Raw genomic sequence first — 25,294 nt, forward strand, 5'->3', positions numbered from 1 at the left:
ATTTAATTATTGTAACACGCTTTTTCCCTGGTGGCAAGAAAGGCATTGGAAACTTTGAGCCCAGAAAAACGCCCGGCCCCCACAGTGTGGGGGCCGGGCACGTTCTATTCTTATGCGGGGGTGGTCAGCTGGGCGGTGTTTGCCTCGGCGTTCCAGTTCACATCCAGCCCGAAGCTCTCGGAGAAGAACCGCAGAGGCACATAGGTGCGGTCCTGATAGGCTAGGGAGGAGACGTCCTGGGGCTTGGCCTCGCCGTCCACCCAGGCGTTGGCGGTGCCGATCTCCACCTCGATACGGGTGTCACCCTTGGTGCACACCGCCCGGTTGGTGGTCTGGTCCCAGGTGACGGTGAAGTCCAGAGCCTCGGCGATGCCGCGCAGGGGCACCAGAATGCGGTCATTCCGGGCGATGGGCATGGTGTCGAAGGAGATGTAGGCCCCGTCCAGGGTCACATAGTACCGGGGCGTGGGGAAAGTGTTGGAGAAGGTCTGCTCATACTCCGCCACGTCCAGCACCCGGCCGGTGCCGTACTGCACCGCGCCGGTCTGGTCCACCGCCTCCACCACGATGCCCACGGTTTCGCCGTAGAGGTCGTTCCAGCGGTAAATCAGACTGTGGACCCACAGCTGACTGCCCTCAGGGAGGGCATACTCTCCACAGTCCACCCAGTAGGCCGGGTCCGCGTCGAAATTGGCCCACAGGTGGCCGGCCCGCACCTCAAAGCGGGGGTCAATAATGTCCGAATTTTCCATAGGGATGGCAGCAAGCTCGGTGGGAGCCCAATTTTCGAGAGGAATGGTGTCGTCGTAGTCCTCCAGAGCCCAGACCACCGGCCCCTCTTCGCCCTGGACCAGAGCGTACCAGGTGTCGTGGACCAGCGCGGCAGAGAGAACTCGAGCGCCGAAGTCATAGGACCAGATCTCGTTCCAGTCCCAGTCCACCAGGGTCAGCACGTTGTTCCGGGGCCCCTGGGTGTTGCCCCCGACGCCGTACATGCCGCCGGTGCTGAACACGTTCTGCCACACCAGATAGCCCACGCCCGCCAGCCGGAAGCCGTAATCGGCCCGCATGGGAGAACCCACCCCCTCGATGCTGTGCCAGGTGCCGGTGACGGGGGTGTGGGTGGTCCAGGTGAAGCCGTCGGAGGACGTGTAGATCTCACCGGAGTAGGTGTTGCACACGAAGAAGTCCCCGCCGCTGGAGGGCAGGATCTGCACCATCTCCGGCGAGGTGGTCCAGGGGGTGTTCTCCACGGTCACCCAGGACCGGCCGTCCACCGAGAAGTCAAAGCGGGCCATCACCCCGCCGCCGTTGGGGTCGTCCACCTCCACCTTGCGCAGCACGCCGGCGCTGCCCACGGCGTAGTGGTCGCCCAGGCCCTGGCCCAGATCCCAGTCGGCCTTGGTGAAGGTATAGGTCTGGCCGGCCACGGTGGCGGAGTAGGTGCCGTTCTCATAGCCGATGGCGTCCACCTGTCCGTCAAAGGTTTTTACGCCGATGATCTCGTAATTCTCGTCCAGGAAGGTGACCATGTGGTTGCGCTGGCCGTCGCCGTAGTGGGGCACCACGTCCCGGGGGTCCTCCAGAAGCTTCTGGCGCATCATGTACTCGCTGCCGGTCCAGAGGAGCTCAATCTCCCGGGTACACAGGTGGCTATTGAAGGTGGGATCAAAGCGCACCGTCTCCTGGAGCCAGTCCCGGCCGGGCATCCGGGACCAGTGGACGCCGTCGGACGAAGTGTAGGCCGACGAACCGGGGGCAAAGCACACATAATCCCGCCCGGTGTACTGGAAGGTGCTGAACGGGTAGACGTCACCCGTGGTCGCGCTCCAGGTCTTGCCCTGGTCGGTGGAGCAGACCAGGACCGAGCCGTTGCCGCTGTCCTGGATGCCCAGCCAGACCGGCGCGTCCTGAAGGCGCACCTCCACGCTGCCCACCGCCAGAGCGGGCACAGCCAAGGCCAATGCCAGACACAGGGCGGTAATGATGGACAGGAACCGTTTCATAAAAACCTCCTTTTCCGGCGGACTGTGGGACCGGTCCTAGTGTCTCTGTTTCTGGAATGCGAAGAACCGCTGTCCGAAGTAGTTGAGGACGGTATAGAGACCCATGCCCACCAGCTTGGTCAGCCGCTCCCACCAGATGGAGGGGACAAACACCGGCTGGGGGATGAGCTCCATCACCGGCTGGGCGATGCCGTAGGCCAGGAGATAGCACACCGCCACGTTGAGGGCGAATTTCACCGCCGAGCGGCCGAAGGTCTCCTCACTGTGGAAGGTGAAGTGGCGGTTGAGGAAAAAGCTCATCACCGCGCCCGCCACATAGGCGATGGCGGTGGAGGGCCAGTAGCCCAGCCCCTCCAGGGCGAACATGATGACCATGGAGAGGAGGGTGTTGCCCACGCCTACCAGGAGGAATTTACAGATGGAGGCGTCCAGCAGCTTAGTCTTTTTCATGCCGGTCCAGCACCTCCTTGATGAGGAAGCGGGGCCGCTCCTTGGTCTCCAGATAGATTTTGCCGATATACTCGCCGATGACCCCCAGGGCCAGCAGGATGAGGCCGCCGATGGCCCACACCGAGCAGATGACGCTGGCCCAGCCGATGACGGTCGCCCCGTGGGCCCAGCGGACGATGGAGTAAATCAGCATCAGAAGGCTCACCACAAACACCAGGAAGCCCAGCGCCGTGATGTACCGGATGGGCTTGGTGGAGAGGGAGGTGATGCCCTCCATGGCGAAGGAGAGCATTTTCTTGAGGGGATACTTGCTCTCACCGGCGAAGCGCTCCCCCCGCTCGTACTCCACCGTGCCGGTGGTGTAGCCGATCATGGGCACGATGCCTCGCAGGAAGAGGTTCACTTCCCGGAATTGGGCAAGCCCCTCCAAAGCCCGTCTGGACATCAGGCGGTAGTCGGCGTGGTTGAACACCGTCTCAGCCCCCAGGAAATTCATCACCCGATAGAACCCCTCGGCGGTGAAGCGCTTGAAGAAGGTGTCCTTCTCCCGGCTGGAGCGCACGCCGTAGACGATGTCGCACCCGGAGTGGTATTTCTCCACCATGGCGTCCACGGCGTCGATGTCGTCCTGAAGGTCGGCATCCATGGAGATGACCATGTCGGCCCGGTCCTTGGCGGTCATGAGCCCGGCCAGCAGGGCGTTCTGGTGGCCCCGGTTGCGGGTGAGGTTCACGCCGGAGAAGCGCTTGTCCGAGCGGTGGAGCCCCTCGATGAGGGACCAGGTCTTGTCCCGGGAGCCATCGTTCACAAAGAGCACCCGGCTCTCCTCCGAGATGGCCCCGGCGGAAATGAGGGCCTCCAGCTTCTCCTTGAGACGCCGGGAGGTCTCGGGCAGGACCTCCTCCTCGTTGTAGCAGGGGACCACGATGTATAGAATGTCTGCCATTGTACACCTCGCATTTGCATGATCCGAACTTCGGACCGTTGGTTTAGTTCTATTCTACCATCTTTGGACGAAAAGAAAAGCCTCTTTGTTCCTCCCGATGGAAAAAAGCCCCGGCTCCGCGCATGTTGCGCGGAGCCGGGGCTCGGTATGGGGCCGGTTCAGCCCAGAGTGGCCTGGATGAGCAGGGAGTTCCCGTCGGGACTCTCGGCCCGGATGCGGCCCTTGTGGGCGGCCACGATGCTCCGGGCAATGGACAGCCCCAGACCATAGCCGCCGGTCTGCGTATTCCGGGACTGATCGCCCCGGTAGAAGCGGTCAAACAGGTGCTCCAGCCGCTCCCGGTCCACCGGCTCGGCGGTGGTGTTGCACACGGTCAGCAGCAGGTTCCGGCCCTGCCGCTCCAGGGAAACGGAGATGCTCCCCCCCGCCGGGGCGTATTTCAGCGCGTTGTCCAGCAGGATGGACACCAGCTGACGCACCGCCTTTTCGTCTCCGGTGTAGGCCAGCATGGGCTGGATCTGTACCGTGAAGTCCATATTCTGGCTTTTGGCCGGAGCCGCGAAGGACTGCGCCATCTCCTCCACCACGTCGGAGATGGGGAATTCGATGCACTGGAGCTCGGGCTGCTCCTCCTCCATGCGGGAGAGGTAGATGAGGTCGTTGGTCAGCCCGGTCAAACGCTGGGCCTGGCGGCGGATGTCCTCCAGCCACTGGTTTTCACCGCACTCCATCTCCGCCAGGTCGGTGTCGGCGCTGATGATGGTCAGCGGGGTCTTGAGCTCGTGCCCCGCGTCGGTGATGAAGCGCTTTTGCTTCTCATAGCTCTCGGCCACCGGCCGGACGATCCGCTTGGACAGCACCAACAGCAGCAGAAACACCGCCGTCAGCCCCACCAGCGCCAGGGCCACGCTGGCCAGCAGGGTGGTGCGGAAGCCGGAGAGACTCCGGCTGCAGTCCAGAAAAATGATGCGGCTGTTCTCCCCCTCCGTCAGGGTGAGGAAGCGGTAATCCCCCAGAAAGCCGCGGCTCTTCCCTGCGCCCCAGATCTTCTGGGCGTAGGCGGCGGCGTCCTCGCCGTCGATGGCGGCGATCTGGACGGTGTCGGTCTGGATGACCTGTCCCTCCCCGTCCAGCAGGACCGAGAAATAGCGGGACTCATAGGGCGTCTCGGGAGACATGCCCCGGCCGCCGCCCAGCCGCTTCTCCCCCATGGGCCCTGCGGGGGGCTCCTCTCCGGTGGTCAGGCCGCCCTGCTGCACCTTGGGAAAGGTGCCGTCATTGGCCCCCAGCACGGTCAGAATGGCGTCGGCGTCAGTCACCACCTTCTGATAGCTCATCAGGTTCACCCCGCCCAAAATCACCAGCAGCACCACCGCCAGAGAGAACATGGAGGCGGCGATGAGCTTGAAGCGCAGCGACCGGATCACGGCAGCACCTCCAGAGAATACCCCGCGTTCCGGGTCACCTTGATCTGGATGTTCGCCCGCAGGGCGGTGAGCTTCTTGCGCAGGTAGGAGATGTATACCCACACCACATTCAGCTCCACATCGCTGTCATAGCCCCAGATCCGCTCCAGAAACCGCTCGGAAGGGATGAGCTGCTTGGGATTGCGCAGCAGGAGCTCCATCATCTGGAACTCCTTATTGGCCAGGCGGAAGCTCCCCGTGGGCGAGGAGAGCTCAAAGGTGGTCTGGTCCAGGGTGATGTTGCCAAAGGTCAGGCGGCTGCTGATCTGGCCGGTCTGGCTGCGGGTCATGGCCCGAATGCGGGCCATGAGCTCCTGGGTGGAGAAGGGCTTGGTGAGGTAGTCGTTGGCCCCCGTGTCCAGTCCCAGCACCTTGTCGTCCACCTCCGATTTGGCGGTGAGGATCAGCACCGGGATGGGATTCCCCGCCTCCCACAGCCGCCGCAGCACCGTCATTCCGTCCACTTTGGGCATCATCAGATCCAGGATCAGCGCGTCATAGTTCCCCGCCTCCAGATAGGCCAGGGCCTCCTCGCCGTCATAGACCGCGTCGGCAGAGTAGTTGTTCCGCTCCAACAGGGCGATCACCGCCCGGGACAGGGAGCGCTCGTCCTCAGCAAGCAAAATGCGCACACCTATGCGCCTCCCTTTTGATGGTTACTGTTCCTCAGAATAACCGCTCTACTTTAAACTAAATTAAAAGATAGCACGGTCCGCGGTTCTTGTCAGGTCTTTTTTCAAAGTTTTCCCGCTTTAAGCTTCAATTAGGGTTGCGGCTTTACAATCGCAGTACACTTCGATGACAAGGAGGCCCATCTCCATGAGCAACCAGATGATCTTTCAGCGTTATGAGATCAAATATCTCATGACACGCCGCCAACAGGAGGCGCTTTTGGCCATCATGCGGCCCTACATGGTCCCCGACGCATACAGCCACAGCTCCATCCGCAACCTGTACCTGGACACCCCCGACTACCGTCTCATCCGCCGCAGCCTGGAAAAGCCGGTCTATAAAGAGAAGGTGCGGGTGCGCAGCTACGGCTCCGCCGGGCGGGAGGACCCGGTCTTTGTGGAGCTGAAGAAGAAATACCGCTCGGTGGTGTACAAGCGCCGCCTCTCCCTCCCCCAGGCTCAGGCCATGGCCTGCCTGGAGGGAACGGAGCCCTGGCCGGACACCCAGATCGGCAGCGAGCTGGCCTACGCCATGGCTTTCTACCGGGACCTGTCCCCGGCGGTGTTCCTCTCCTATGAGCGGGACTCCTTTCGCGGGGTAGAGGACCCGGAATTCCGCGTGACCTTTGACCGTGACATCCGCTTCCGCCGGGAGGTGCTCACCCTGGAGTCGGGCACCTGGGGCGTGCCCCTGCTGCAGCCCAATCAGGTGCTGATGGAGCTGAAGGTGGCAGGCGGCCTGCCGCTCTGGATGGCCCACGCCCTCTCCCGGCTCCAGATCTTCCAGACCTCGTTCTCCAAATATGGCCTGGCCTATCAGATGATGTGCCTGGAGCATGCCGGAGGTGCGCGCCGCTATGCTTGATACACTTTTCCGCGGTCTGTTCGACACTGAATGGACCACCACCATCTCTCTGAGCAGCTTCCTCCTGTGTGTGGGAGCGTCCCTCCTCATCGGCCTGCTGCTGTGCGCCATGACCCTGTGGCGCACCCATTACAGCCAGAGTTTCGCCGTCGCGCTGGCCCTGCTGCCCGCTGTGGTGTGCGTGGTCATCATGATGGTCAACGGCAACGTGGGCACCGGCGTGGCGGTGGCCGGTGCGTTCAGCCTGGTCCGCTTCCGCTCTGCCCCCGGCTCCGCCCAGGAGATCGGCGCCCTCTTCGTGGCCATGGGCGCCGGGCTCATCACCGGTATGGGATACCTGGGCTTCGCCCTCCTGTTCGTCCTGATCCTGGGCGGGGCCACCATGCTCTGCAACGCCCTGGATCTGGGCGGGCGGGGCCGGATGGACCGCTTCAAGACCATGCACATCACCATTCCGGAGGACCTGGATTACACCGGGGTCTTTGACCCCGTCCTGCGGAAGTACGCCACCCAATTCACCCTCAAGCAAGTCAAAACCACCAATATGGGAAGCCTGTTCAAGCTGACCTATGACCTGACGCTGAAGAACCCCGCTCTGGAAAAGGCGTTTCTCGACGAGCTGCGCCGCCGCAACGGCAATCTGGAGATCTCCCTCTGCCATCAGGACACGTCGGCTGTGGGCCTGTAAAGGAGATCCAAATGAATCTGAACTTATTACCTCTGGCGCTGTCCGCCCTGTGCCTGCTCAGCGCCTGTCAAGCCGCTCCGGCCTCCGAGAGCGCCCAGCCCTCGGCCTCCGACGCCGCCGTCACGGCCAGTGCCGCGGCACAGACCGACACCACTCTGTTCAGCGAGCGGGATCTGGCTGGGACCTATGACGCCGATTCCGCCATCGCCATCCAGCTCACCGGCGATTCCGCCAGCTGCGACTCCTCCGCTGTCGCCATCGACGGCGGCACCGTCACCATCACCGCCGAGGGGGTCTACCTCCTCTCCGGCACGCTGACTGACGGCCAGATCCGGGTGGCCGCCGAGGACACCGCCAAGGTGCAGCTGGTGCTGGACGGCGCGGACATCACCAGTTCCACCTCCGCCGCCATCTACGCATACTCGGCCGACAAGGTGTTCGTCACCCTGGCCGAGGGCTCGGAGAACACCCTCACCAACGGCGGGTCCTATGTGGCCATTGACGAGAACAACATCGACGCGGTCCTCTTCGCCAAGACCGATCTGACCCTCAACGGCACCGGCAGCCTCACCATCAACGCCCAGGACGGCCACGGAGTGGTCTCCAAGGATGACCTGGTGATCGCGGACGGCACCTATACCGTCACCGCTGCCAGCACCGGGTTCACCGGCAAGGACAGCCTCTCCATCGCCGGCGGCACCTTTACCGTCACCTCGGGCAAGGACGCCCTGCACGCCGAAAACACCGACGACGCCACGCTGGGCTCCCTGTACATCGCCGACGGCGCCTTCACGCTGGATGCCCAGGGCGACGGCATCAGCGCCAGCGGCACACTGCAGATCGACGGCGGCACCTTCTCCGTCGTCACCGGCGGCGGAAGCTCCACCGTCACACTGACCTCCAGCGAGAGCTTCGGCGCCGGCCGCCCGGGCGAGACCCAGACCCAGACCTCCTCCGCCTCCACTGAGGAGACCGACACCGCCAGCACCAAGGGCCTCAAGGCCGACGGCAGCCTCACCCTCAACGGCGGCACCTTTACCCTCGACACCGCCGATGACAGCCTCCACGCCGGCGGCGACATCCTCATCGCGAGCGGCGAGTTCAACCTGAGCAGCGGCGACGACGCCATCCACTCCGACGCCGCCGTCACCATCCAGGGCGGCACCTTCACCATATCCTACTGCTATGAGGGCATCGAGGGCCTGTCGATCACCATTGATGACGGCACCTTCGACATCACCTCCTACGACGACGGCGTCAATGCCGCCGGCGGCGCGGACGGCTCCGGCTTCGGCCCCCGCCAGGACACCTTCTCTTCCACCTCCTCCAGCACCAGCAGCATCACCATCAACGGCGGTACCTTCACCATCGTCTCCACCGGCGACTGTCTGGACTCCAACGGCAACCTGACCATCAACGGCGGCACGCTGGACCTCACCTGCAACGGCAGCGGCAACACCACGCTGGACACCGACGGGACTTTTACCAACAACGGCGGTGACCTGACCACCAACGACGGCTCCGAGTCCAACCCCGGCGGCATGGCCGGCGGACACGGAGGCGGGATGATGGGCGGCGGCGGACGCGGCGGACAGGCGGCCCCCAGCGGGATGCCCAATGCCGGGACTGACAGCGCGGAGATTCCCTCCGCTTGATTCAGAATCCCATCCGAACAGCGCAAGAGCCGCTGCCCCAGGGCAGCGGCTCTTGTATTGTTTCTTAAATCCCCAATGCCCGGACCAGCTCCGGCAGCTGGGTGAGGTCCCGGAGCACGAACTGGGCACCCGCCTCGTGGAAACGCGCCTCCACCTTCCGGCAGGCGCGCTCCCGCTCCTCCGGGGACAGGGCTTCAAACTCCGCCTCGCTCAGGCCCAGCTCAGAGCTGCCCTCCACGATGCCCGCGGTCCAGACGCCGGCGTTGAGGCCCTCTTTGATGTCGGAGATGGTGTCCCCCACCTTCAGCACGTTCCGGACCGAGGAGACCCCCAGGGTCTCCAGGTTGGCGAAGATCATATAGGGATAGGGCCGGCCCTTGCCGCCCACCCCGTCGGGGCTGAACCAGCAGTCAGGCGCGTAGCCCTGCCGGGCCGCCTCCCGCGTCACGATCTCCATCATGGCGTCGGTGTAGCCGGTGGTGGAACCGATCTTCACCCCCATCGCCCGCAGCCGGGCCGCCGTCTCCACCGCGAAGGGCTTGGGGGCGGCGAAGCGGTCCAGGATGGAGAAGAGCTTGGGCTCAAACTGGGCGTACACCGCGTCCACGTCCTCCTCAGTGGGGGCGTGGCCGTGGACCTGCTCCCACTCCGCCGCGATGCGCTCCATGTGCAGCATGGTGCGGATGTGGTCCCGCTTGAGCATCCCCATGGGCTTGCGGGTCTCCTCCATGGTGACGGGCACGCCGTGGTGGGCAAAGGCCTCCATGAAGGCCTGCACCGGGGCAAAGCAGCCGTAGTCCACCGTGGTGCCGGCCCAGTCCAGAATCACTGCTTCGATCATGCGATCTGCTCCTTTCTCTCGTTCAGGAAGGCGGCGATGATACCGGTGAGGCGCTCGATGTCCTCGGGGTAGATCTCGCCGATGTTGCCGATGCGGAAGGTGTCCATCTCGGTGAGCTTGCCGGGGTAGATGGCATAGCCCCGCTCCTTGATGTAGCCGTAGAACTCCTCAAACCGGAAGGAGACCCCGGCGGGATAGAAGAAGGTGGTGATGATGGGCCCCTGGTGGCTGCTGTCGATGTAGGTGGCAAAGCCAAGGGCGCGCATCTTTTCGATGAGCAGGCGGTTGTTCTCGGTGTAGCGGCGGCTCCGGGCGGGGATGCCGCCCTCCTCCGCCAGCTCGTCCAGGGCCTTGGAGAAGGCCAGCACCACATGGGTGGGGGAGGTAAAGCGCCACTTGCCGTCCTTCTCCATCCCCTTCCACTGCTCCAGCAGGTCCAGGGACAGGGAGCGGGCCTTGCCCTCGCTGGCCAGGAGCTTGTCCCGGCGGCAGAGGATGAAGGAGAAGCCGGGCACGCCCTGGATGCACTTGTTGGCGCTGGAGACCAGGAAGTCGATGCCCCAGTCGGCCACCGGGATGTCCACGCCGCCGAAGGAGGACATGGCGTCCACGATAAAGGTCCGGCCCGCGTCCCGGACCACCTTGCCCACCGACTGGATGTCGTTGAGGATGCCGCTGGTGGTCTCGCTGTGGACCATGGCCACATGGGTGATGGAGGGGTCCTGCGCCAGTAGCCGGGCCACCTGGGCGGCGTCGGGCACCTTGTCGTAGTCCTGGGCGTAGTGGACGAAGGGGATGCGGGCGTGGCCGCAGATGTCGGTCATGCGCACGCCGTAGGCGCCGTTGGAGCAGATGAGGACCTTGTCCTCCGCCCCCACCACGCTGGAGAGCACGCTCTCCACGCCGAAGGTGCCGCTGCCCTGCATGAGCACGGCGGTATAGTCGTCCTCCGAGACGTGAGCCAGCTCCAGCAGCTGACGGCGGATCTTCTGGGTGACGGCCTTGTAGTCGTCGTCCCAGGTGCAGCGGTCCACCAGCATCTCCCGCTTGACGGTGTCGGTGGTGGTGAGGGGGCCGGGGGTGAGCAGTTTATAGGTATTCATGGTATGAAAACTCCTTTCGATCAGCCCTTGGCCGCTTCGGAGAGCTGCTGATGGGCCTGGAACAGTTCAAAGGTGAGGGGTTCCCCGAACACGGAGGGGTGGGCGGACTGGTTGGCGGGATCGGCGGTCTCACCCTCGTAGAGGGGGTTGGGGTAGGTCTGGAGCAGCTCCTCCCGGCCGTTCTCGATGATGCACTGGGCCATCTCCATGGCCAGGGGGTTGGTGTCCTCCCCCTTGTCCAGCACGGCCACCGACTCGGTGAGGGAGAAATTGCCCTCGGCGGGGTCCACATAGTCGATGGGCAGGCCCTCGGCCTTGTCAGCCACCGCCTGGTGGCGCAGACCGAAGCCGATGGCCACCTCACCGGCGCGGCAGAGCTTCAGGGGGCCGGAGCCGGAGGTCTCGATGTGGGCGCCGCAGTTCTCATAGATGCCGGAGAGGACCTCCTGGGCGCCGTCGTCGCCGTAGGCGTCCACCAGGGCCTGGATGAGGAGCCACGCGGTGGAGGAGGACTGGATGTCGGTGACCGCCACCTGACCGGCGTAGACCGGGTCGGCCAGGTCCTTCAGGCTGGTGGGGGTGGGCAGGCCCTCGGAGGCCATGAGCTCGGTGTTGAGGATGATGGCGCCCTCCTGGGAGGTGATGGGGGCGGTGTAGTCGGGGACCTCGGTGAGGGTGTTCACGTCAAAGGTCAGGGGGAGGAACATGCTGTTCTGGTCCTGGGCGCTCTGGAGGTAGAAGGTGCTCATGGTCACCAGGTCGGCCTCCAGATTGGTCCCCTCGGCCAGCAGCTTGCCGCCCAGCTCGGAGGTGCCGTAGGTCTGGAAGATGTACTTGCCCTTGTAGCCGTTGTTGTCCAGGGCGTTCTGCATGGCGGTGATGGCCTCTTCGTCGGCGTTGGAGTAGATGACCACCTGCTCCTCACCGCCGGAGCTGCCGGCGCCGCCGCAGGCGGACAGGGTGGACAGACACAGGGCGGCGGACAGCCCCAGGGCCAGGAATTTCCGGTACTTCATGATTTGCTTCCTTCTTTCTTCTCATTGTGTCGGGTGGATTGGGAATGGCGCCCGGCCAGCCGGGCAAAGAGGGCTTTGGCGGCCAGGTTGGTGGCCAGAATCAGCAGGGAGAGCACGAACACCTCGTTGAAGCGGTTGACGTACTGCAGCTGCTTGATCATGGTGGTGAGCACCATGGTCCGGGCCCCGGCGATGAAGATGAGGGCGCTGATGGTGACCATGGAGTTGATGAAGTAGTAGCTGAACACCTCGATGAGGCTGGAGCGGGCGTTGGGGGTGACCACCCGCAGGATGGTCTTGAGCCAGCTGTCCCCCATGAGCATGGCAGTGGTCTCCCACCCGGCGTTCATCTTGGACAGGGCGTTTTTCATCATCAGGTAGGGAGTGGAAAAGTAGTGCACGATGTTGCACAGAATCATCAGCAGCAGGGTGTTCTGGAGGCTGGTCCCCGAGAAGAGGAACAGGTAGGCCACGCCCAGCACCATGCCGGGGATGGCATTGGTCACCAGGGCGATGCTCTCGATGGTGCGCTTGTACCCCCGCCCCAGGGTGCTGCGGGCGGTGATGAGGGCCGCGCCATAGGCCACCAGGGTGCCCAGGGCGGCGGTGAGCAGGGCCATGAGCAGGGAGTGGCCGTAGGCCGCCAGAAGGCTGCTGTCCGAAAACACGGTCTGGACGTGCTCCAGGGAGAAGCCGGTCTGGTAGGGCCACTCCTCCACCAGGGGCACCACGAAGATGACCGCGAAGATGGAGAGGATGCCCAGGGAGATGGCGCCGCTGGACAGGCCCCAGCCCGCGTCCCGCAGGGGGTTTTTCCGTAAATCGGCGTCGGAGATCCGGTTGTAGCGGATGTTGAACCGCTCCAGGATCTGGAGGATGCAGATGCTGCCGATGGAGGGGACCAGCATGAGCATGGCGATGACCGCCCCCCGGTTGAAGTCGGGGATGCCGCCCAGCATCTGGTTATAGAGCAGGGTGGCGATGACCTCATACCCCCCGCCCACCGAGGCGGGGATGCCGAAGTCGGTGAAGCAGAGGAAGAAGGCCTGGATGAAGGCCCCGGCCAGGGTCCCCAGCAGGGGGCGCAGCACCGCGATCCAGAAGGTGGACAGGGGCTTGTCCCCCATGACCTTGGAGACGGTGAGGGTCTTTTTGTCCACAAAGCCCATGGTGTTGTGGATGAGCAGGAAGGCCACCGGGACGGTGTAGATCACATAGCCCACCAGCAGCCCGCCGAAGCCGTAGAGGTCGAAGAGCTGCCGCCCCAGCAGGCGGGTGATAAGTCCCTGCTTGCCGAAGGAGTAGATGATGGCGAAGCCGTAGGTGATGGTGGGCAGGAACATGGGCAGGGTGGCCACGGCGCGGATCAGGCTCTTGACCCACCGGGGCAGGCCGGTGTAGTGCACCGCGTAGGCCAGCAGGAAGGCCAGCACCGCCGCAGTGGCCGCCGAGGCCGCCGCCACGGCGAAGCTGTTGCCCAGCGCCGTGAGGAAGCCCTCCTGGGCCAGGACCGAGGCGTAAAACTCCCCGGTGAATCCCCCGTCCCACAGGGACTTGCCCAGCAGGATGAGGATGGGTGCCGCCAGAAAGGCGGCAAAGAGGGCCACGATGAGCGCAAAGATCAGCTTCAGTTCACGATTTGTCCGTGTCATAGGTCCCTCTTATCCCGCCTGGACCGCCAGGGTAGGGCCCTCGCCGAAGAGAGCGTAGATGTTGTTCCGCTTGATCTCCAGCTGGTTGAGGATGAACTTGCGCACGAAGTCGTTCTTGGGCTGGTGGACGATCTCCTCGGGCTTGGCGTACTGGGAGATGGTGCCGCCCTCGATGATGAGCACCCGGTCGGAGAGGGTGAGGGCCTCCTCCGGGTCGTGGGTGACGATGATGGTGGTCAGGCGGTACTCCCGGGCGATGGTCTTGATGCGGTCCTTGATGGACTCCTTGATGACCCCGTCCAGGGCGGACAGAGGCTCGTCCAGCAGCAGGATGCGGGGCTTCATCACCATGGTTCGGGCCAGGGCCACCCGCTGCTTCTGGCCGCCGGAGAGCTGGTCGATGCGCTTGCCCAGGTGCTCCCGCAGGCCCAGCAGGTCGATGAGCTCCTCCACCTCCTCCTTGGTGGAGATGTCCGGCTTGTTGCGCAGGCCGTAGGTGATGTTCTGGCGGACATTCAGGTTGGGGAACAGGGCGTAGTCCTGAAAGACGATGTTGAAGCCCCGCTTCTCCATGGGGGTGCGGGTCAGGTCCTGGCCGTCGCAGCGGATGGCGCCGCCGTCGGCGTCCACGATGCCCAGGATCAGATTCAGAAGGGTGGTCTTGCCGCAGCCGGAGGGGCCCAGGATGGAGACGATCTCCCCATCCGCCACCTGAAGGGAGATGTCCTTCAGGACCGGCACGCCGTCATAGGATTTCTGGATGTGTTCCAGTTCCAACATAAAGAAACGCTCCTCTCTCGGGGTGAACATTCGGAATCATGGCCGCCGTGCTTCCCGGCGACGGCGTTATGCTACCACAGGGATTTCCCCGGAAACAAGCGTAAAAAGTTCAAGTTTCGGTAAGGCCTGAGTAAAAATCCCTCAAAAAAGCCCCGGGGCCTTGTAAGTTACTTACAAAGCCCCGGGGCCGGTCCGCTATTCGGTTTCATATCCGCGGTCGGCGATGACCGCACCACTCTTGTCCAGATTGTGGGAGAATCGCTCGTAGTCGCTCTGGATGATCCCCATGTACAGCAGGTCCACCACCGCCAGGTCCGGAATGCGGGAGAAGATGGCCGTGCCGTAGATGGACAGGGCCTGTCCCCCGGTGCTGAGACACACGTCGGCGTATTTGGCCAGCAGGGGCTCCCGGGGACTGGTGATGGCGATGGTACCCGCCCCCGCCTTCCGGGCCTGCTTCAGGGCCTTCACCGTATCGATGGAGCAGCCGGAGTGGGATACCGCCACCGCCACGTCCGCCACGCCCAGGTGGGCCGCGGAGATCTGCTGCAAATAGGCGTCGGTGTGCATCCGGCAGTTGAGGCCCAGATAGGTCAGCTTGGTCAGCAGATCGCTGGCGGGAGTCATGGAATTTTCCACCCCGTAGATGTCGATGGTCCGGGCGGTGGCCAGCATCCGCACCGCCCGGCTCAGAGCCTGGGTGGACAGGGATTTCAGGGCGTCCTCCAGCAGTCCCCCGGCGATGCGGGTCTCCTTGAGGGGGAGGTCCTCCAGCCGGTCCCAGGGTTTCAGGTCGAAGTCCCCCAGGTGGTCAAAGTAGGGGTTCTGGGGGGACGGGCCGCTCCGGTCCCGCAGAAGGCAGTATTTGAAGCTCCGGTAGCCGTCAAAGCCCAGCGCCTGCACGAAGCGCACCACGGTGGGCTGGCTCACCTGTACCCGATCCGCCAGCTCCGAAATGGTACACTGGGTACAGCCCTCCGGGTCGCTGAGAATGCAGTCCGCCACCCGCTGCTCCGAGGGACGCAGGGAGGCGTAGGCGCTTTTCACTCGGTCCAGGACCTGTATATCATGCCGCATGGGGCGATCTCCTCACCTTGTAAGAAACTTACACGGCCCTCCCGCCCGGAGCCCTGCCGTTCTTACAGAACCGGCACGCAGGTCCTGTAAGAAATCCGGCGCGCCGGACCGCTCGGATCTGTCCGCCGCTCCGGCCGGGAGCCATGTAATCATTCAGTTTAGCAAAGCAGCGTAAAAACACCAAGGTCCCTTTGGTAAACACTTTGTAAAACAGACTTCGCCTTGCCGGTTCGGATTGAAATACAGGCTCTTCTATGATACACTCATACAAAATATCCGGGAAAAGGAGCAGCGAGCCTATGAATGGTCCCATCTGAGAACAGGCGCAGATGCAACAGATCCATACGATTTCAGGCGCCGGCGAGCCGGCGTTCCTTTGTTGTGCGCTTCATTCAGAAAGGACGTTCCGCATGAAGAAGAACCGATACATTCTCTACGGCATCGCCCTGCTGCAAGGCATGGTCTTTTACGGCCCCATTGCCACCCTGTATCGCCAGGCGCAGGGCGTCTCCGTTCTGGAGATCACCCTCATTGAGAGCATTTCTCTGGCTCTCTGCATCCTGCTGGAGGTCCCCTGGGGGGTCCTCGCCGATCGGATCGGCTACCGTAGGACCATGATTTTTTGCTCCGGGCTGTATTTTGTCTCCAAAATCGTCTTTTGGCAGGCGGACGGGTTTGGGGACTTCCTTCTGGAACGGATTCTGCTCAGCGTCGTCCTGGCCGGTTTTTCCGGCGTGGATTCCAGCATCCTGTACTTGTCCTGTCAGGGGCGGGACAGCCAGAAGGCTTTTGGCATCTACAACAGTATGAGCATGGCGGGCCTGTTGATCGCCGCCGCCGTGTTTTCCCTGCTGATACAAGACCACTATTCCCTGGCCGGATGGCTCACGGTCATCAGCTATGGTCTGGCGGCGCTGCTCTCCTTAGGCTTGACAGAAGTAAAGGCGGCCCCGGCGGACGCGGTCCGGCCGGAGCCCTTCCGCACGGCCCTGCAAAGCACGTTTCGCAACCGGACGTTCCTGCTCTTTTTGGCGGGTGTGGCGCTCCTGTCGGAAACGCACCAGACCATTACCGTCTTTTTGAATCAGCTCCAATATACCCGCTGCGGCATGGGCAGCGCCGCCATCGGCATCTTCTATCTCGTTGCCACCCTTTTGGGCCTGCTGGGCGTGTACTCCACCGCGGTCACCAAGCGCCTGGGAACCAAAGGTTCCCTGATCCTCTTCTGCGGCCTTGCCGCCGCTTCCTGCCTGACACTGGCCATGACCGCACAGGCGCTCCCATCGGTCCTGGGGATTCAGACGCTGCGGCTCTCCAACACCCTGTTTCAGCCCTTTCAGTTGGAGATACAAAACCGCCAGATCCAGACGGAAAACCGCGCCACCGCCCTGAGCATCCACTCCATGCTCATCAGTGGGATCGCCATCGGCACCAATTTGATCTTCGGAGCTCTGTCCGATTGGAGCTTGCCGGCAGCGTTTTTCTTCGGCGGAGGCATTTGTCTGCTGGGGCTTCTCTTCTTTCTCATTTGGTATCGCAAATCTTGCCGGGCAGCATCCTGATGCCGGTCCCTCGGAAAGGTTGAAAAGCTGGCCCTCCCAAGCCAATCGCTTGAGAGGGCTAGCTTGTTTTTCGTTCCATAAGGCCCACATAAGGAAAAAGCTCGCCGCAAGCATTTCGCTTGCGGCGAGCTGGTGCCGGTAGTCGGACTCGAACCGACACGATGTCGCCACCAACGGATTTTGAGTCCGTCACGTCTACCAATTCCATCATACCGGCATGGCTTCCCTACGACTAGTAAGATATTATACACGAAAACCACCCCCTTGGCAAGATGGCAATCGCAAGATTTCTCACTTGTTTTCCTCCCCGGAACGCCTTGACGGTCTATTTGATCCATGTCATAATAGAATGATTACACTAATCTTTGGAAGTGAGTTTATGACAGAATTCTTAGTCCGCCATTTTGTCCGGAACGGAGACCAGACCGACGACCCCCAGGTGCGGGAGCGGTACGGCCTGCTCTCCGGCATCGTGGGCATCCTCCTGAACCTCTTTCTCTCCGCCAGCAAGTTCCTGGCCGGCACGGTGACCGGCTCCATCTCCATCACCGCCGACGCCTTCAACAACCTCTCCGACGCCGGGTCCTCGGTGGTGACCCTGGTGGGCTTCCGCCTGGCCGGGCAGAAGGCCGACAAGGACCACCCCTTCGGCCACGGCCGCATGGAGTACCTGGCGGGCCTGCTGGTCTCCCTCCTCATCCTCATGGTGGGCTTCGAGCTGGCCAAGTCCTCGGTGGAGAAGATCCTCCACCCCTCGGCGGTGGAGTTCTCAGTCCTCTCCTCCGCCATTCTCCTGCTCTCCGTGGCCGTCAAGCTGTGGATGAGCGTCTTTAACCGCAGCCTCTCCAAGCGCATCCGCTCGGCGGCCATGGCCGCCACCGCCACCGACTCCCTCTCCGACGCGGTGGCCACCTTTGTGCTGTTCCTGGGCCTGCTGGCCGGCCACTTCTTCTCCCTGCCCCTGGACGGCTGGCTGGGTCTGGCCGTGGCGGTGTTCATCCTGCGGGCCGGCTGGGGCGCTGCCAAGGACACCATCGATCCCCTGCTGGGCCAGACGCCCGACCCCGAGCTGGTACATTCCATCCAGGACACCGTTCTCTCCCACCCCCAGATCACCGGCATCCATGACCTGGTCATCCACGACTACGGCCCCGGCCGGGCCATGATGTCCTTCCACGCCGAGGTGCCCGTGGACGCCAACATCCTGGAGGCCCACGACATCATCGACCATGTGGAGCGGGAGCTGATGGAGAAATACCACATCCTCACCTCCATCCATATGGACCCCATCGCCACCGATGACGAGCAGGTCAATCGCCGCCGGACCATGGTGGAGCGCCTGGTGAAAGAGGTGGAGCCCCGCTGCACCATCCACGACTTCCGCATGACCGGCGGCCCCCACCACACCAACCTGATCTTCGACGTGGTGGCTCCCCACAACTGCCACCTCAGCGACAGCGACCTGCGCCAGGCCATCGCCCAGCGCATCCAGGCCGAGGACCCCACCTGCTTCGCCGTCATCCAGGTGGACCATCTCTTTGTGGAATAATCCGTTTTTTACAGAAAATTCACCCTCCCCGCCGCCAGTTGCGGTACAATGTGACTGAGCGAGACCGCCCATAGAAAGGAAGGAATTCCATGGCACGCAAGATTCTGATCGTCGAGGACGAGAACAACATCGCCGAGCTCCTCCACCTCTATCTGGAGAAGGAGGGCTTCGAGACCGCCGTGGCCGGCGACGGCGGCAAGGGGGTGGAGCTCTTCCGCTCCTTCCACCCGGACCTGGTGCTGCTGGACATCATGCTCCCCGTCATGGACGGCTGGTCGGTTCTGAAGAAGATCCGGGAGCACGACAAGACCCCCGTCATCATGCTCACCGCCAAGGGCGAGACCGACGACAAGGTCAACGGCCTGGAGATGGGCGCCGACGACTACATCGTAAAGCCCTTTGAGATGAAGGAAGTGCTGGCCCGCATCCACGCCGTCCTCCGCCGCTTCGGCGCCGAGGAGGAGGGCTCCACCGAGAAAAAGCTCTCCTTCGACAAGCTGACCATCAACCTGGACTCCTACGAGCTGCTGGTGGACGGCAAGCGGGTGGATACGCCCCCCAAGGAGCTGGAGCTCCTCTTCCACCTGGCCTCCGCCCCTAACCGGGTCTTTACCCGCAACCAGCTGCTGGACGAGGTGTGGGGCTTTGACTACTTCGGCGACTCCCGCACCGTGGACGTACACATCAAGCGCCTGCGCGAAAAGCTGGAGGGAGTCAGCGACCAGTGGAGCCTCAAGACCGTGTGGGGCGTGGGGTATAAATTTGAGGTCGTGAACAACGGATGAAGAGCTTTTATCAGCGCCAGTTCATGCTCATGGCGGGGATGGTTCTCCTCTCCTTCGCCCTGCTGGGCTCGGCCTTCATCACCCTGTCCTACCAGTACACCATCCAGGACAAACGGGACTCCATGGAGCGCAACGCGGAGTTCATCTCCGAGTTCACCAGCGCCGTGCAGAGCAGCGGCCTGAGCCTGATGGACGCCTCCTATCAGGCCTATGTCAGCTCCATCTCCCGCATCTCCGACGCCTACGTCATCATCTGCCGCCCCAACGGGCGGGTCATCCTGGCCAGTGAGGGCGCCTTCCAGGAGGGCACCGCCGCCCCCACTATCCCCGCACAGATCTGCCAGGAGCTGGAGGCCAACGGCGATTACAGCGGCATGACCAACCTGGGCGGCCTCTTCCCGGAGCAGCGCTATGTGGCCGGACGCACTGTCAGCATCAGCGACTTCACCGGCCAGAGCTATGAGTCCAACCTAGTCTTTGTGGCCGCCGACACCTCCAGCATCACCGAGCTGTGGCGGGCCGTGGCCACCATCTACTTCACCACCGCCGTGGTGGTGCTCCTCATCGCCTTCATCAGCAGCTCCCTCACCTCCATGCACCAGACCCGGCCCCTGAAGCAGATCGCCGATGTGGCCCGGAAATTCGGCCACGGCGAATTGGACGCCCGGGTCACCGGCTGCGAGAACCGGCAGGACGAGGTGGGCGAGCTGGCCGAGGCCTTCAACGCCATGGCCGACTCGTTAGCCAAGGCTGAGGCCAAGCGCAGCGAGTTCATCGCCAACGTCTCCCACGAGCTGAAAACGCCCATGACCACCATCGCAGGCTTTGCCGATGGCATTCTGGACGGCACCATCCCCCCCGAGCGGGAGAAGGAGTACCTGAAAACCATCTCCACCGAGACCCGGCGGCTCTCCCGCCTGGTGCGGCAGATGCTGGACCTGTCCCGGATGCAGTCCAGCGAGAATGTCACCGCCCAGGAGCCCTTCGACGCCGTGGAGGTCATGTTGCGAGTGCTGGTGAGCCTGGAGCCCAAGATCAACGCCCGGCACCTGGACGTGAACACCGACCTGCCCGACGGCAGCGTCATGGTGTGGGGCGACCCCGACGCCATTACCCAGGTGTGCTACAACCTCCTGGACAACGCCATCAAATTCTCCACCGAGGGGAGCACCATCGGCATCACGGTGGTCACCAAGGCGGGCAAGGCCCGCATCTCGGTGCGCAACACCGGCGAGACCATCCCGCCGGAGGAGCTGCCCTTGCTCTTCGACCGCTTCCACAAGACCGACCGGTCCCGCAGTGAGGACCGGGACGGCGTGGGTCTGGGCCTGTATATCGTCAAAAGCATCCTGGGCAGCCACAAGGAAAACATCACCGTGACCAGCGAGGACGGCGTGACCGAGTTCACCTTCACCCTGACGCTGGCCTGAGGGGAGCAAGCCGTATGTACAGCTATTTCTATGACCGGACCGACCGCACCCCCACCGCGCTCCCGCCCGCCGGGACCCGCAGCTATGCCCCCCAGACCGGCCGCCGCGCCCGCCGGAAACGGGCCGGCCGCCGTCCGGGCATGGGGCGGGCCATCCGCCGGCTGTGCGGCTTTCTGGTGGTGATCGGGTGCGTCAGCGCGGCGTTCCTCTGGTCCGGCCGTCTGGAAGAGCAGTTTGCGCTGGCCTTCGGCTTCGCTGGCCCCTCCTACTGGGAGGACGGCGGCTGGGGCGAGCTGGACTTGCCTGCCCCCTCCTCCTCTGTCACGATGGAGCGGGCTCCCACCGGCGACGGCACCACCCTCACCCTGCTGGGCGAACCGGACGGCGGCGCCCTCACCCGGCAGGAGATCTATACCAAGTGCCTGCCCTCCATCGTCAGCATCCAGGGGGACAGCGCCACGGTGAGCTCCCAGGGCACCGGCATCGTCATGACCAGTGACGGCTATATCATCACCAACCACCACGTCATCGATGGCGCGGTGGAGGTCTCGGTGACCCTGCTGGACGGCTCGGCCAGCTACAAGGCCCGGCTGGTGGGCAGCGACACCGCCACCGACCTGGCGGTACTGAAGGTGGAGGCCGAGGGACTCACCGCCGCGGAATTCGGAGACTCCTCCCTGCTCCAGGTGGGCGATCTGGCCCTGGCCGTGGGCAATCCCTTGGGCGAACAGCTCCCCGGCACCATGACCGACGGCATCATCTCCTACATCGACCGCAGCGTCAACGTGGACGGCTACGACATGCAGCTCATCCAGACCAGCGCCGCCCTCAACTCGGGCAACTCCGGCGGCGCCCTCCTCAACGAGTACGGCCAGGTGGTGGGCGTCACCACCCTGAAAATGAGCTCTGACTGGGACACCATCGAGGCCCTGGGCTTCGCCATCCCCACCGCCACCGTCAAGACCATCGTGGATGACCTCATCGCCCACGGCTATGTCACCGGCCGCCCCACCATCGGCGTCACGGTGTGCACCATCTCCGCTCTCCCGAAGGACGAGGGAGACGACAAGCCCATCGAGGGCCTGTATGTGCTCTCGGTGGAGGAGGCCTCCGACGCCTGGAAGCAGGGCCTGCGGGAGGGGGACATCCTCCTCCGGGCCAACGGCCAGATGCTCCTGGAGATCGAAGATCTGAACGATCAAAAGACCGGACTTCAGGCGGGGGACACCATCTCCCTCACCGTCTGGCGGGACGGGGAGACCTTCGAGGTAGACGTGGCCCTGGTGGAGCAGTATCTGCTGGAGTCATAAAAAAAGGAGCGCCCTCCCGCGGAGAGCGCCCAAAGTCGATAAGAGAGAATGGAATGGGAACTTACTCACGAAGTTCCGCACGCGGGATCGGACCAATTGGCCGAGCTGCAAGAATAGAATAGCATCACTTCCAATTATTGTCAATTAGAACTTTTGTCGAAAGGTAGAATCCGACTATGCTCATCTACAACGGGACCGTCCACCCCATGGACGCTCCGCTCCTGCCCCTGGGCTTTGTGCGCCTGGAGGGGGGCAAAGTGGCCGAAGTGGGCCCCATGGACCGCTGCCCCGCCCCCGGCCCCGACGATCTGGACGCGGCGGGCGGCCACATCCTCCCCGGCTTTGTGGACGCCCACTGTCACCTGGGGATGTTCGGCAACGCCGTAGGCTTTGAGGCCGATGACGGCAACGAGGCCACCGACCCCTGCACTCCCCACCTGCGGGCCCTGGACGCGGTGAATCCCCAGGACCGCTGCTTTGAGGAGGCCCGGCAGGGCGGCGTGACCACCGTTCTCACCGGCCCGGGCAGCGCCAACCCCATCGCCGGGCAGTTCGTGGCCCTCAAGACCAACGGCCGCTGGGTGGACGAGGCGGTGGTGAAGGCCCCCGCCGCCATGAAGTTCGCCCTGGGCGAGAATCCCAAGTCAGTGTACAACGACCGCAAGGAGACCCCCATCACCCGCATGGCCACCGCCGCCATCATCCGGGAAAATCTGGCCAAGGCCCAGGAGTACCAGGACAAGAACGCCAAGGCCGATGAGGACCCGGACACCGACGCCCCCGACTTGGACGTGCGTCTGGAGGCTCTGATGCCGGTGGTGATGCACACCCTCCCCGCCCATTTCCACGCCCACCGGGCCGACGACATCGCCACTGCGGTGCGCATCGCCAGGGAGTTCGGCCTGAACTATGTGATCGTCCACGGCACCGAGGGCCATCTGGTGGCCGACCTCCTGGCCAAAGAGGGCGTGGGGGTCATCACCGGGCCCTGTCTGGGGGACCGGAGCAAGCCGGAGCTGGCCAACATGACCCTGGAAAACCCCGCCCTGCTGGCCAAGGCCGGCGTGAAGATCGCCATCTGCACCGACCACCCCGAAACCCCCATCCAGTACCTCCCCCTGTGCGCCGCTATGGCGGTGAAAGCCGGTCTGGACGAGGAGACCGCTCTGGCCGCCATCACCTCCACCGCCGCCGAGCTGGGCGGGATCGACCACCGGGTGGGCTCCCTCACCCCTGGCAAGGACGCCGATGTGGTGGTCACCTCCGGCCACCCCCTGGACTGGAAGAGCCGGGTGGAGGCTGTATTCATCAACGGAAACCGGGTGGTCTGAGAAAATTTCATTTAGCTCTGGTAATTTCTCTGGGATGTGGTATAATTCATACAAGGAACCTTCTATTTCAGGTTCCGGGTTGTGGCAATTTTGCCCATGCAACGAGAATGGCCCTCTTCGGAGGGCGGAAGGAGCTGACATCTATGAAGTTCGTGTTTACCGACAAGAAGGTCAACCTCCCCAACAAGGTCCACGCCTATGCTGAGAAGAAAGTGGGCAAGCTGGACCGCTATTTCAAGGCGGATGCGGAGGCTGCCATTGTCTTTAGTGTTGAAAAGGGCCGCAACAATGTCGAGCTGACGGTCCGCTCCGGCAGCACCATCATCCGTGTGGCCGAGAGCACTTCCGATATGTTCGCCACCATCGACGCGGCGGTCACCTCCGTGGAGCGCCAGCTCCGCAAGAACAAGGCCCGCCTGGAGAAGCGCCTGCGCCAGGACGCCTTCGTCCGCTCGGTGGAGGACGAGGTCTCCTCCTTCGCCCCCGAGGTGGAAGAGGACGAGTTCCAGATCGTCCGCACCAAGAAGTTCCCCATCAAGCCCATGACCGTGGAAGAGGCGGTGCTCCAGATGAACCTGGTGGACCACACCTTCTTCGCCTTCAAGGACGTGGACAACGACGGGGCCTTCTCCGTGGTGTATAAGCGCAACGACGGCGGCTACGGCCTCATCGAGGACGCCGAATAAGCGACATAGCTCCGGCCCCCTGGGAATCTTCCCGGGGGGCCGGATTTTTGCTTCCGGGGTATTCCCGGAGATTTTGTCCTCGCCGGATGGGCCGCCTGCTCGGCGGGAGCCCGATTTCTTTTCGCGGAAAAGAAACCGGGGAAAGAAAAGGCGGAGAGGGGAACTTCTCGTTCCCCTCTCCACTCCCCTCCAAAAGGGCGGCCTTTTATGGGGCCGCCCCATATTGGCAGGGTACAACGCTTTCCGGATAGGCAGAAAGCCCGGAATTGGCCATGCCAGGTTAAGGAAATATCTGCGCAGCCGGATGAAGGCCGGGATGCGTTTTGGGGGAGTCCAGAGGGGGGTATCCCCCCTCTGGGCTTTCTTTCCCACCGCTTTCTTCGCAAAGAAAGCGGTGCCCTGTCCGGGCAGGACGCCCGTGCGGCGAGCACATCTCCCTCAGCTCTGAGGGTTCCCCAGAATGGGGTGGACATGCTCCACCGCCGTTTGGGTCGGCTCCGCGTCCTGCTTGCCCTGGATCAGATCCAGCGTAAAGCCGCCGCCGGTGCGCTCGGTCCCCTTCCCTACCACGGCTTTCGTCAGGTTCTGACCCAGCGTGTAATCAAGCGTGACCGCCTCAAAGTACACGCCGGTGTCCCAACCCTCAAAGAACACCCGGTCGTGATACTCCTTCACATCGTCTCCGTCGCTGTCGTAGTAGAGAGAGTAGCCGTTGACGGTATAGCCATTCTCCGTCCAGGTGGCGTAACCCTCGTACTGCTCGCTTATATAGGGAAGGTCTCCGGGCCGGAAACGCAGAGTGAAGGAGCTCTGGCCGTCGGCGCTGGTGCCGAGCAAATCCACCTCCAACAGCTGCTCATCCTGGACGATGGCCTTTCCGGTGATGGTAAAGCCCTCCATGGCCATGCGGGTAGCCAGGGTGGCGGGGTCGTCGGTGCCAAAAATCTGGAGCATCTGCTCCGCGGTCAGGTCCTGGTACACCACATCCCGGGCATAGTCCCAGCAGATCATGATGCAATCCGTGCCGGTCAGGTCAGGCAGGTCCAGCGCCTCGTCAGTAAAATAGTATCCCTCGGGGAGCGTGGGCACCACCAGCTCGTAGGCATTGGGGTCGTAGGCCGTATTGGTCTCCGGCACGGGGGTCGCGGTGGGCTGCGCGGTATTCTGATCTGCCACGGCGGGCTCTCCGCTGCCGGGCCGCAGAGCCGCCCCCGGCGCCCCGGTCTGCCACCAAAGCGCCGTTCCCAGGAAGAGCGCCAGCGCAGCGCAGGCCGCCAGGCCCGCCGCCCAGCCGGTGTAGCGCCGGGGCTGCCTCCGGGTGGGGACGCCCCGCTCCAGGGCCTCCATCAGCTCCAGATGGGCAATGGAGGGCAGTTTTACCCGGTCCATATAGGTCTGATAGTGTTTCATGGCGTGCTGACTCCT

Annotated in this window: 22 protein-coding genes and 1 tRNA gene; 10 read left to right on the forward strand and 13 right to left on the reverse strand. The window is 63.4% G+C overall.

All coding sequences use genetic code 11. The features are described from left to right. Positions 1-110: 110 nt before the first annotated feature. The 5 genes from B5G43_RS07035 to B5G43_RS07055 form a co-directional block, all read right to left on the reverse strand. The gene (locus B5G43_RS07035) at positions 111-2,006 is read right to left on the reverse strand and encodes a copper amine oxidase N-terminal domain-containing protein (RefSeq protein ID WP_087259767.1); all 1,896 of its coding nucleotides are present in this window, start codon (positions 2,004-2,006) and stop codon (positions 111-113) included. Between the two features lie 36 nt (positions 2,007-2,042). After that, on the reverse strand, positions 2,043-2,456 hold the full coding sequence (locus B5G43_RS07040) for a GtrA family protein (RefSeq protein WP_087259768.1): 414 nt from the start codon (positions 2,454-2,456) through the stop codon (positions 2,043-2,045). Then, positions 2,443-3,402, reverse strand: a complete 960-nt coding sequence (locus B5G43_RS07045; protein ID WP_087259769.1) for a glycosyltransferase family 2 protein — start codon at positions 3,400-3,402, stop codon at positions 2,443-2,445. Before B5G43_RS07045 ends, B5G43_RS07040 begins: the two co-directional genes overlap by 14 nt. A 158-nt stretch (positions 3,403-3,560) precedes the next feature. Further along, positions 3,561-4,829, reverse strand: a complete 1,269-nt coding sequence (locus B5G43_RS07050; protein ID WP_087259770.1) for a HAMP domain-containing sensor histidine kinase — start codon at positions 4,827-4,829, stop codon at positions 3,561-3,563. After that, entirely contained in the window at positions 4,826-5,500 is a 675-nt protein-coding gene (locus B5G43_RS07055) for a response regulator transcription factor (protein WP_087259771.1), read from the reverse strand. Before B5G43_RS07055 ends, B5G43_RS07050 begins: the two co-directional genes overlap by 4 nt. 187 nt (positions 5,501-5,687) lie before the next feature. On the opposite strand from B5G43_RS07055, the gene B5G43_RS07060 reads away from it, so the two are divergent. The 3 genes from B5G43_RS07060 to B5G43_RS18000 are packed head-to-tail and all read left to right on the forward strand — an operon-like array spanning position 5,688 to position 8,747. Then, a complete protein-coding gene (locus B5G43_RS07060; RefSeq protein WP_087259772.1) occupies positions 5,688-6,404 on the forward strand; it encodes a polyphosphate polymerase domain-containing protein in 717 nt (238 codons plus the stop codon). Next, positions 6,397-7,092: a DUF4956 domain-containing protein gene (locus B5G43_RS07065; protein ID WP_087259773.1), complete on the forward strand. Its 696-nt coding sequence runs from the start codon at positions 6,397-6,399 to the stop codon at positions 7,090-7,092. The genes B5G43_RS07060 and B5G43_RS07065 overlap by 8 nt, the downstream gene beginning before the upstream one ends. 11 nt (positions 7,093-7,103) lie before the next feature. Further along, positions 7,104-8,747 carry a carbohydrate-binding domain-containing protein gene (locus tag B5G43_RS18000; RefSeq protein WP_087259774.1) on the forward strand — a complete coding sequence of 548 codons (1,644 nt, stop codon included), beginning with the start codon at positions 7,104-7,106 and terminating at the stop codon, positions 8,745-8,747. 64 nt (positions 8,748-8,811) lie between these two features. Here the strand turns inward: B5G43_RS18000 and phnX are convergent, their stop codons facing one another. The 6 genes from phnX to B5G43_RS07100 all read right to left on the reverse strand — a co-directional run bounded on the left by phnX (position 8,812) and on the right by B5G43_RS07100 (position 15,216). After that, positions 8,812-9,588, reverse strand: a complete 777-nt coding sequence (phnX, locus tag B5G43_RS07075) for a phosphonoacetaldehyde hydrolase (RefSeq protein WP_087259775.1) — start codon at positions 9,586-9,588, stop codon at positions 8,812-8,814. After that, the gene (locus B5G43_RS07080) at positions 9,585-10,691 is read right to left on the reverse strand and encodes a 2-aminoethylphosphonate--pyruvate transaminase (protein ID WP_087259776.1); all 1,107 of its coding nucleotides are present in this window, start codon (positions 10,689-10,691) and stop codon (positions 9,585-9,587) included. Before B5G43_RS07080 ends, phnX begins: the two co-directional genes overlap by 4 nt. Before the next feature lie 20 nt (positions 10,692-10,711). Further along, positions 10,712-11,707, reverse strand: coding sequence for an extracellular solute-binding protein (locus B5G43_RS07085; protein ID WP_087259777.1), 996 nt, complete (start codon positions 11,705-11,707; stop codon positions 10,712-10,714). Next, complete coding sequence (locus B5G43_RS07090) at positions 11,704-13,359, reverse strand: ABC transporter permease subunit (RefSeq protein WP_087259778.1); 1,656 nt, start codon at positions 13,357-13,359, stop codon at positions 11,704-11,706. Before B5G43_RS07090 ends, B5G43_RS07085 begins: the two co-directional genes overlap by 4 nt. A 9-nt stretch (positions 13,360-13,368) precedes the next feature. Further along, positions 13,369-14,139 (reverse strand): ABC transporter ATP-binding protein, encoded by a 771-nt coding sequence (locus B5G43_RS07095; protein WP_087259779.1) that lies wholly within the window; start codon positions 14,137-14,139, stop codon positions 13,369-13,371. A gap of 195 nt (positions 14,140-14,334) precedes the next feature. Then, complete coding sequence (locus B5G43_RS07100; RefSeq protein ID WP_087259780.1) at positions 14,335-15,216, reverse strand: MurR/RpiR family transcriptional regulator; 882 nt, start codon at positions 15,214-15,216, stop codon at positions 14,335-14,337. A 410-nt stretch (positions 15,217-15,626) separates the two neighbouring features. Between B5G43_RS07100 and B5G43_RS07105 the strand changes: the two genes are divergently transcribed. Beyond that, on the forward strand, positions 15,627-16,778 hold the full coding sequence (locus tag B5G43_RS07105) for an MFS transporter (protein ID WP_087259781.1): 1,152 nt from the start codon (positions 15,627-15,629) through the stop codon (positions 16,776-16,778). 130 nt (positions 16,779-16,908) lie between these two features. Here the strand turns inward: B5G43_RS07105 and B5G43_RS07110 are convergent. Further along, a tRNA-Leu gene (locus B5G43_RS07110) sits at positions 16,909-16,995 on the reverse strand. A 162-nt stretch (positions 16,996-17,157) separates the two neighbouring features. On the opposite strand from B5G43_RS07110, the gene B5G43_RS07115 reads away from it, so the two are divergent. From B5G43_RS07115 to raiA, 6 genes are all read left to right on the forward strand, one after another. Continuing rightward, a complete protein-coding gene (locus B5G43_RS07115; protein ID WP_087259782.1) occupies positions 17,158-18,327 on the forward strand; it encodes a cation diffusion facilitator family transporter in 1,170 nt (389 codons plus the stop codon). A gap of 89 nt (positions 18,328-18,416) precedes the next feature. After that, entirely contained in the window at positions 18,417-19,112 is a 696-nt protein-coding gene (locus B5G43_RS07120) for a response regulator transcription factor (protein ID WP_087259783.1), read from the forward strand. Beyond that, on the forward strand, positions 19,109-20,542 hold the full coding sequence (locus B5G43_RS07125) for a HAMP domain-containing sensor histidine kinase (RefSeq protein ID WP_087259784.1): 1,434 nt from the start codon (positions 19,109-19,111) through the stop codon (positions 20,540-20,542). The genes B5G43_RS07120 and B5G43_RS07125 overlap by 4 nt, the downstream gene beginning before the upstream one ends. 14 nt (positions 20,543-20,556) lie before the next feature. Then, positions 20,557-21,852: a trypsin-like peptidase domain-containing protein gene (locus B5G43_RS07130; protein ID WP_087259785.1), complete on the forward strand. Its 1,296-nt coding sequence runs from the start codon at positions 20,557-20,559 to the stop codon at positions 21,850-21,852. Between the two features lie 176 nt (positions 21,853-22,028). Continuing rightward, positions 22,029-23,183 (forward strand): amidohydrolase, encoded by a 1,155-nt coding sequence (locus B5G43_RS07135; protein ID WP_087259786.1) that lies wholly within the window; start codon positions 22,029-22,031, stop codon positions 23,181-23,183. A gap of 143 nt (positions 23,184-23,326) precedes the next feature. Further along, positions 23,327-23,869: a ribosome-associated translation inhibitor RaiA gene (gene raiA / locus B5G43_RS07140; protein WP_087259787.1), complete on the forward strand. Its 543-nt coding sequence runs from the start codon at positions 23,327-23,329 to the stop codon at positions 23,867-23,869. A gap of 438 nt (positions 23,870-24,307) precedes the next feature. Here raiA and B5G43_RS07145 read toward each other — a convergent pair whose 3' ends face one another. Then, complete coding sequence (locus B5G43_RS07145) at positions 24,308-25,279, reverse strand: hypothetical protein (protein ID WP_087259788.1); 972 nt, start codon at positions 25,277-25,279, stop codon at positions 24,308-24,310. Positions 25,280-25,294: the final 15 nt, after the last annotated feature.

This window comes from Flavonifractor sp. An92 (assembly GCF_002159175.1).
Taxonomy (GTDB): Bacteria; Bacillota; Clostridia; order Oscillospirales; family Oscillospiraceae; genus Pseudoflavonifractor_A.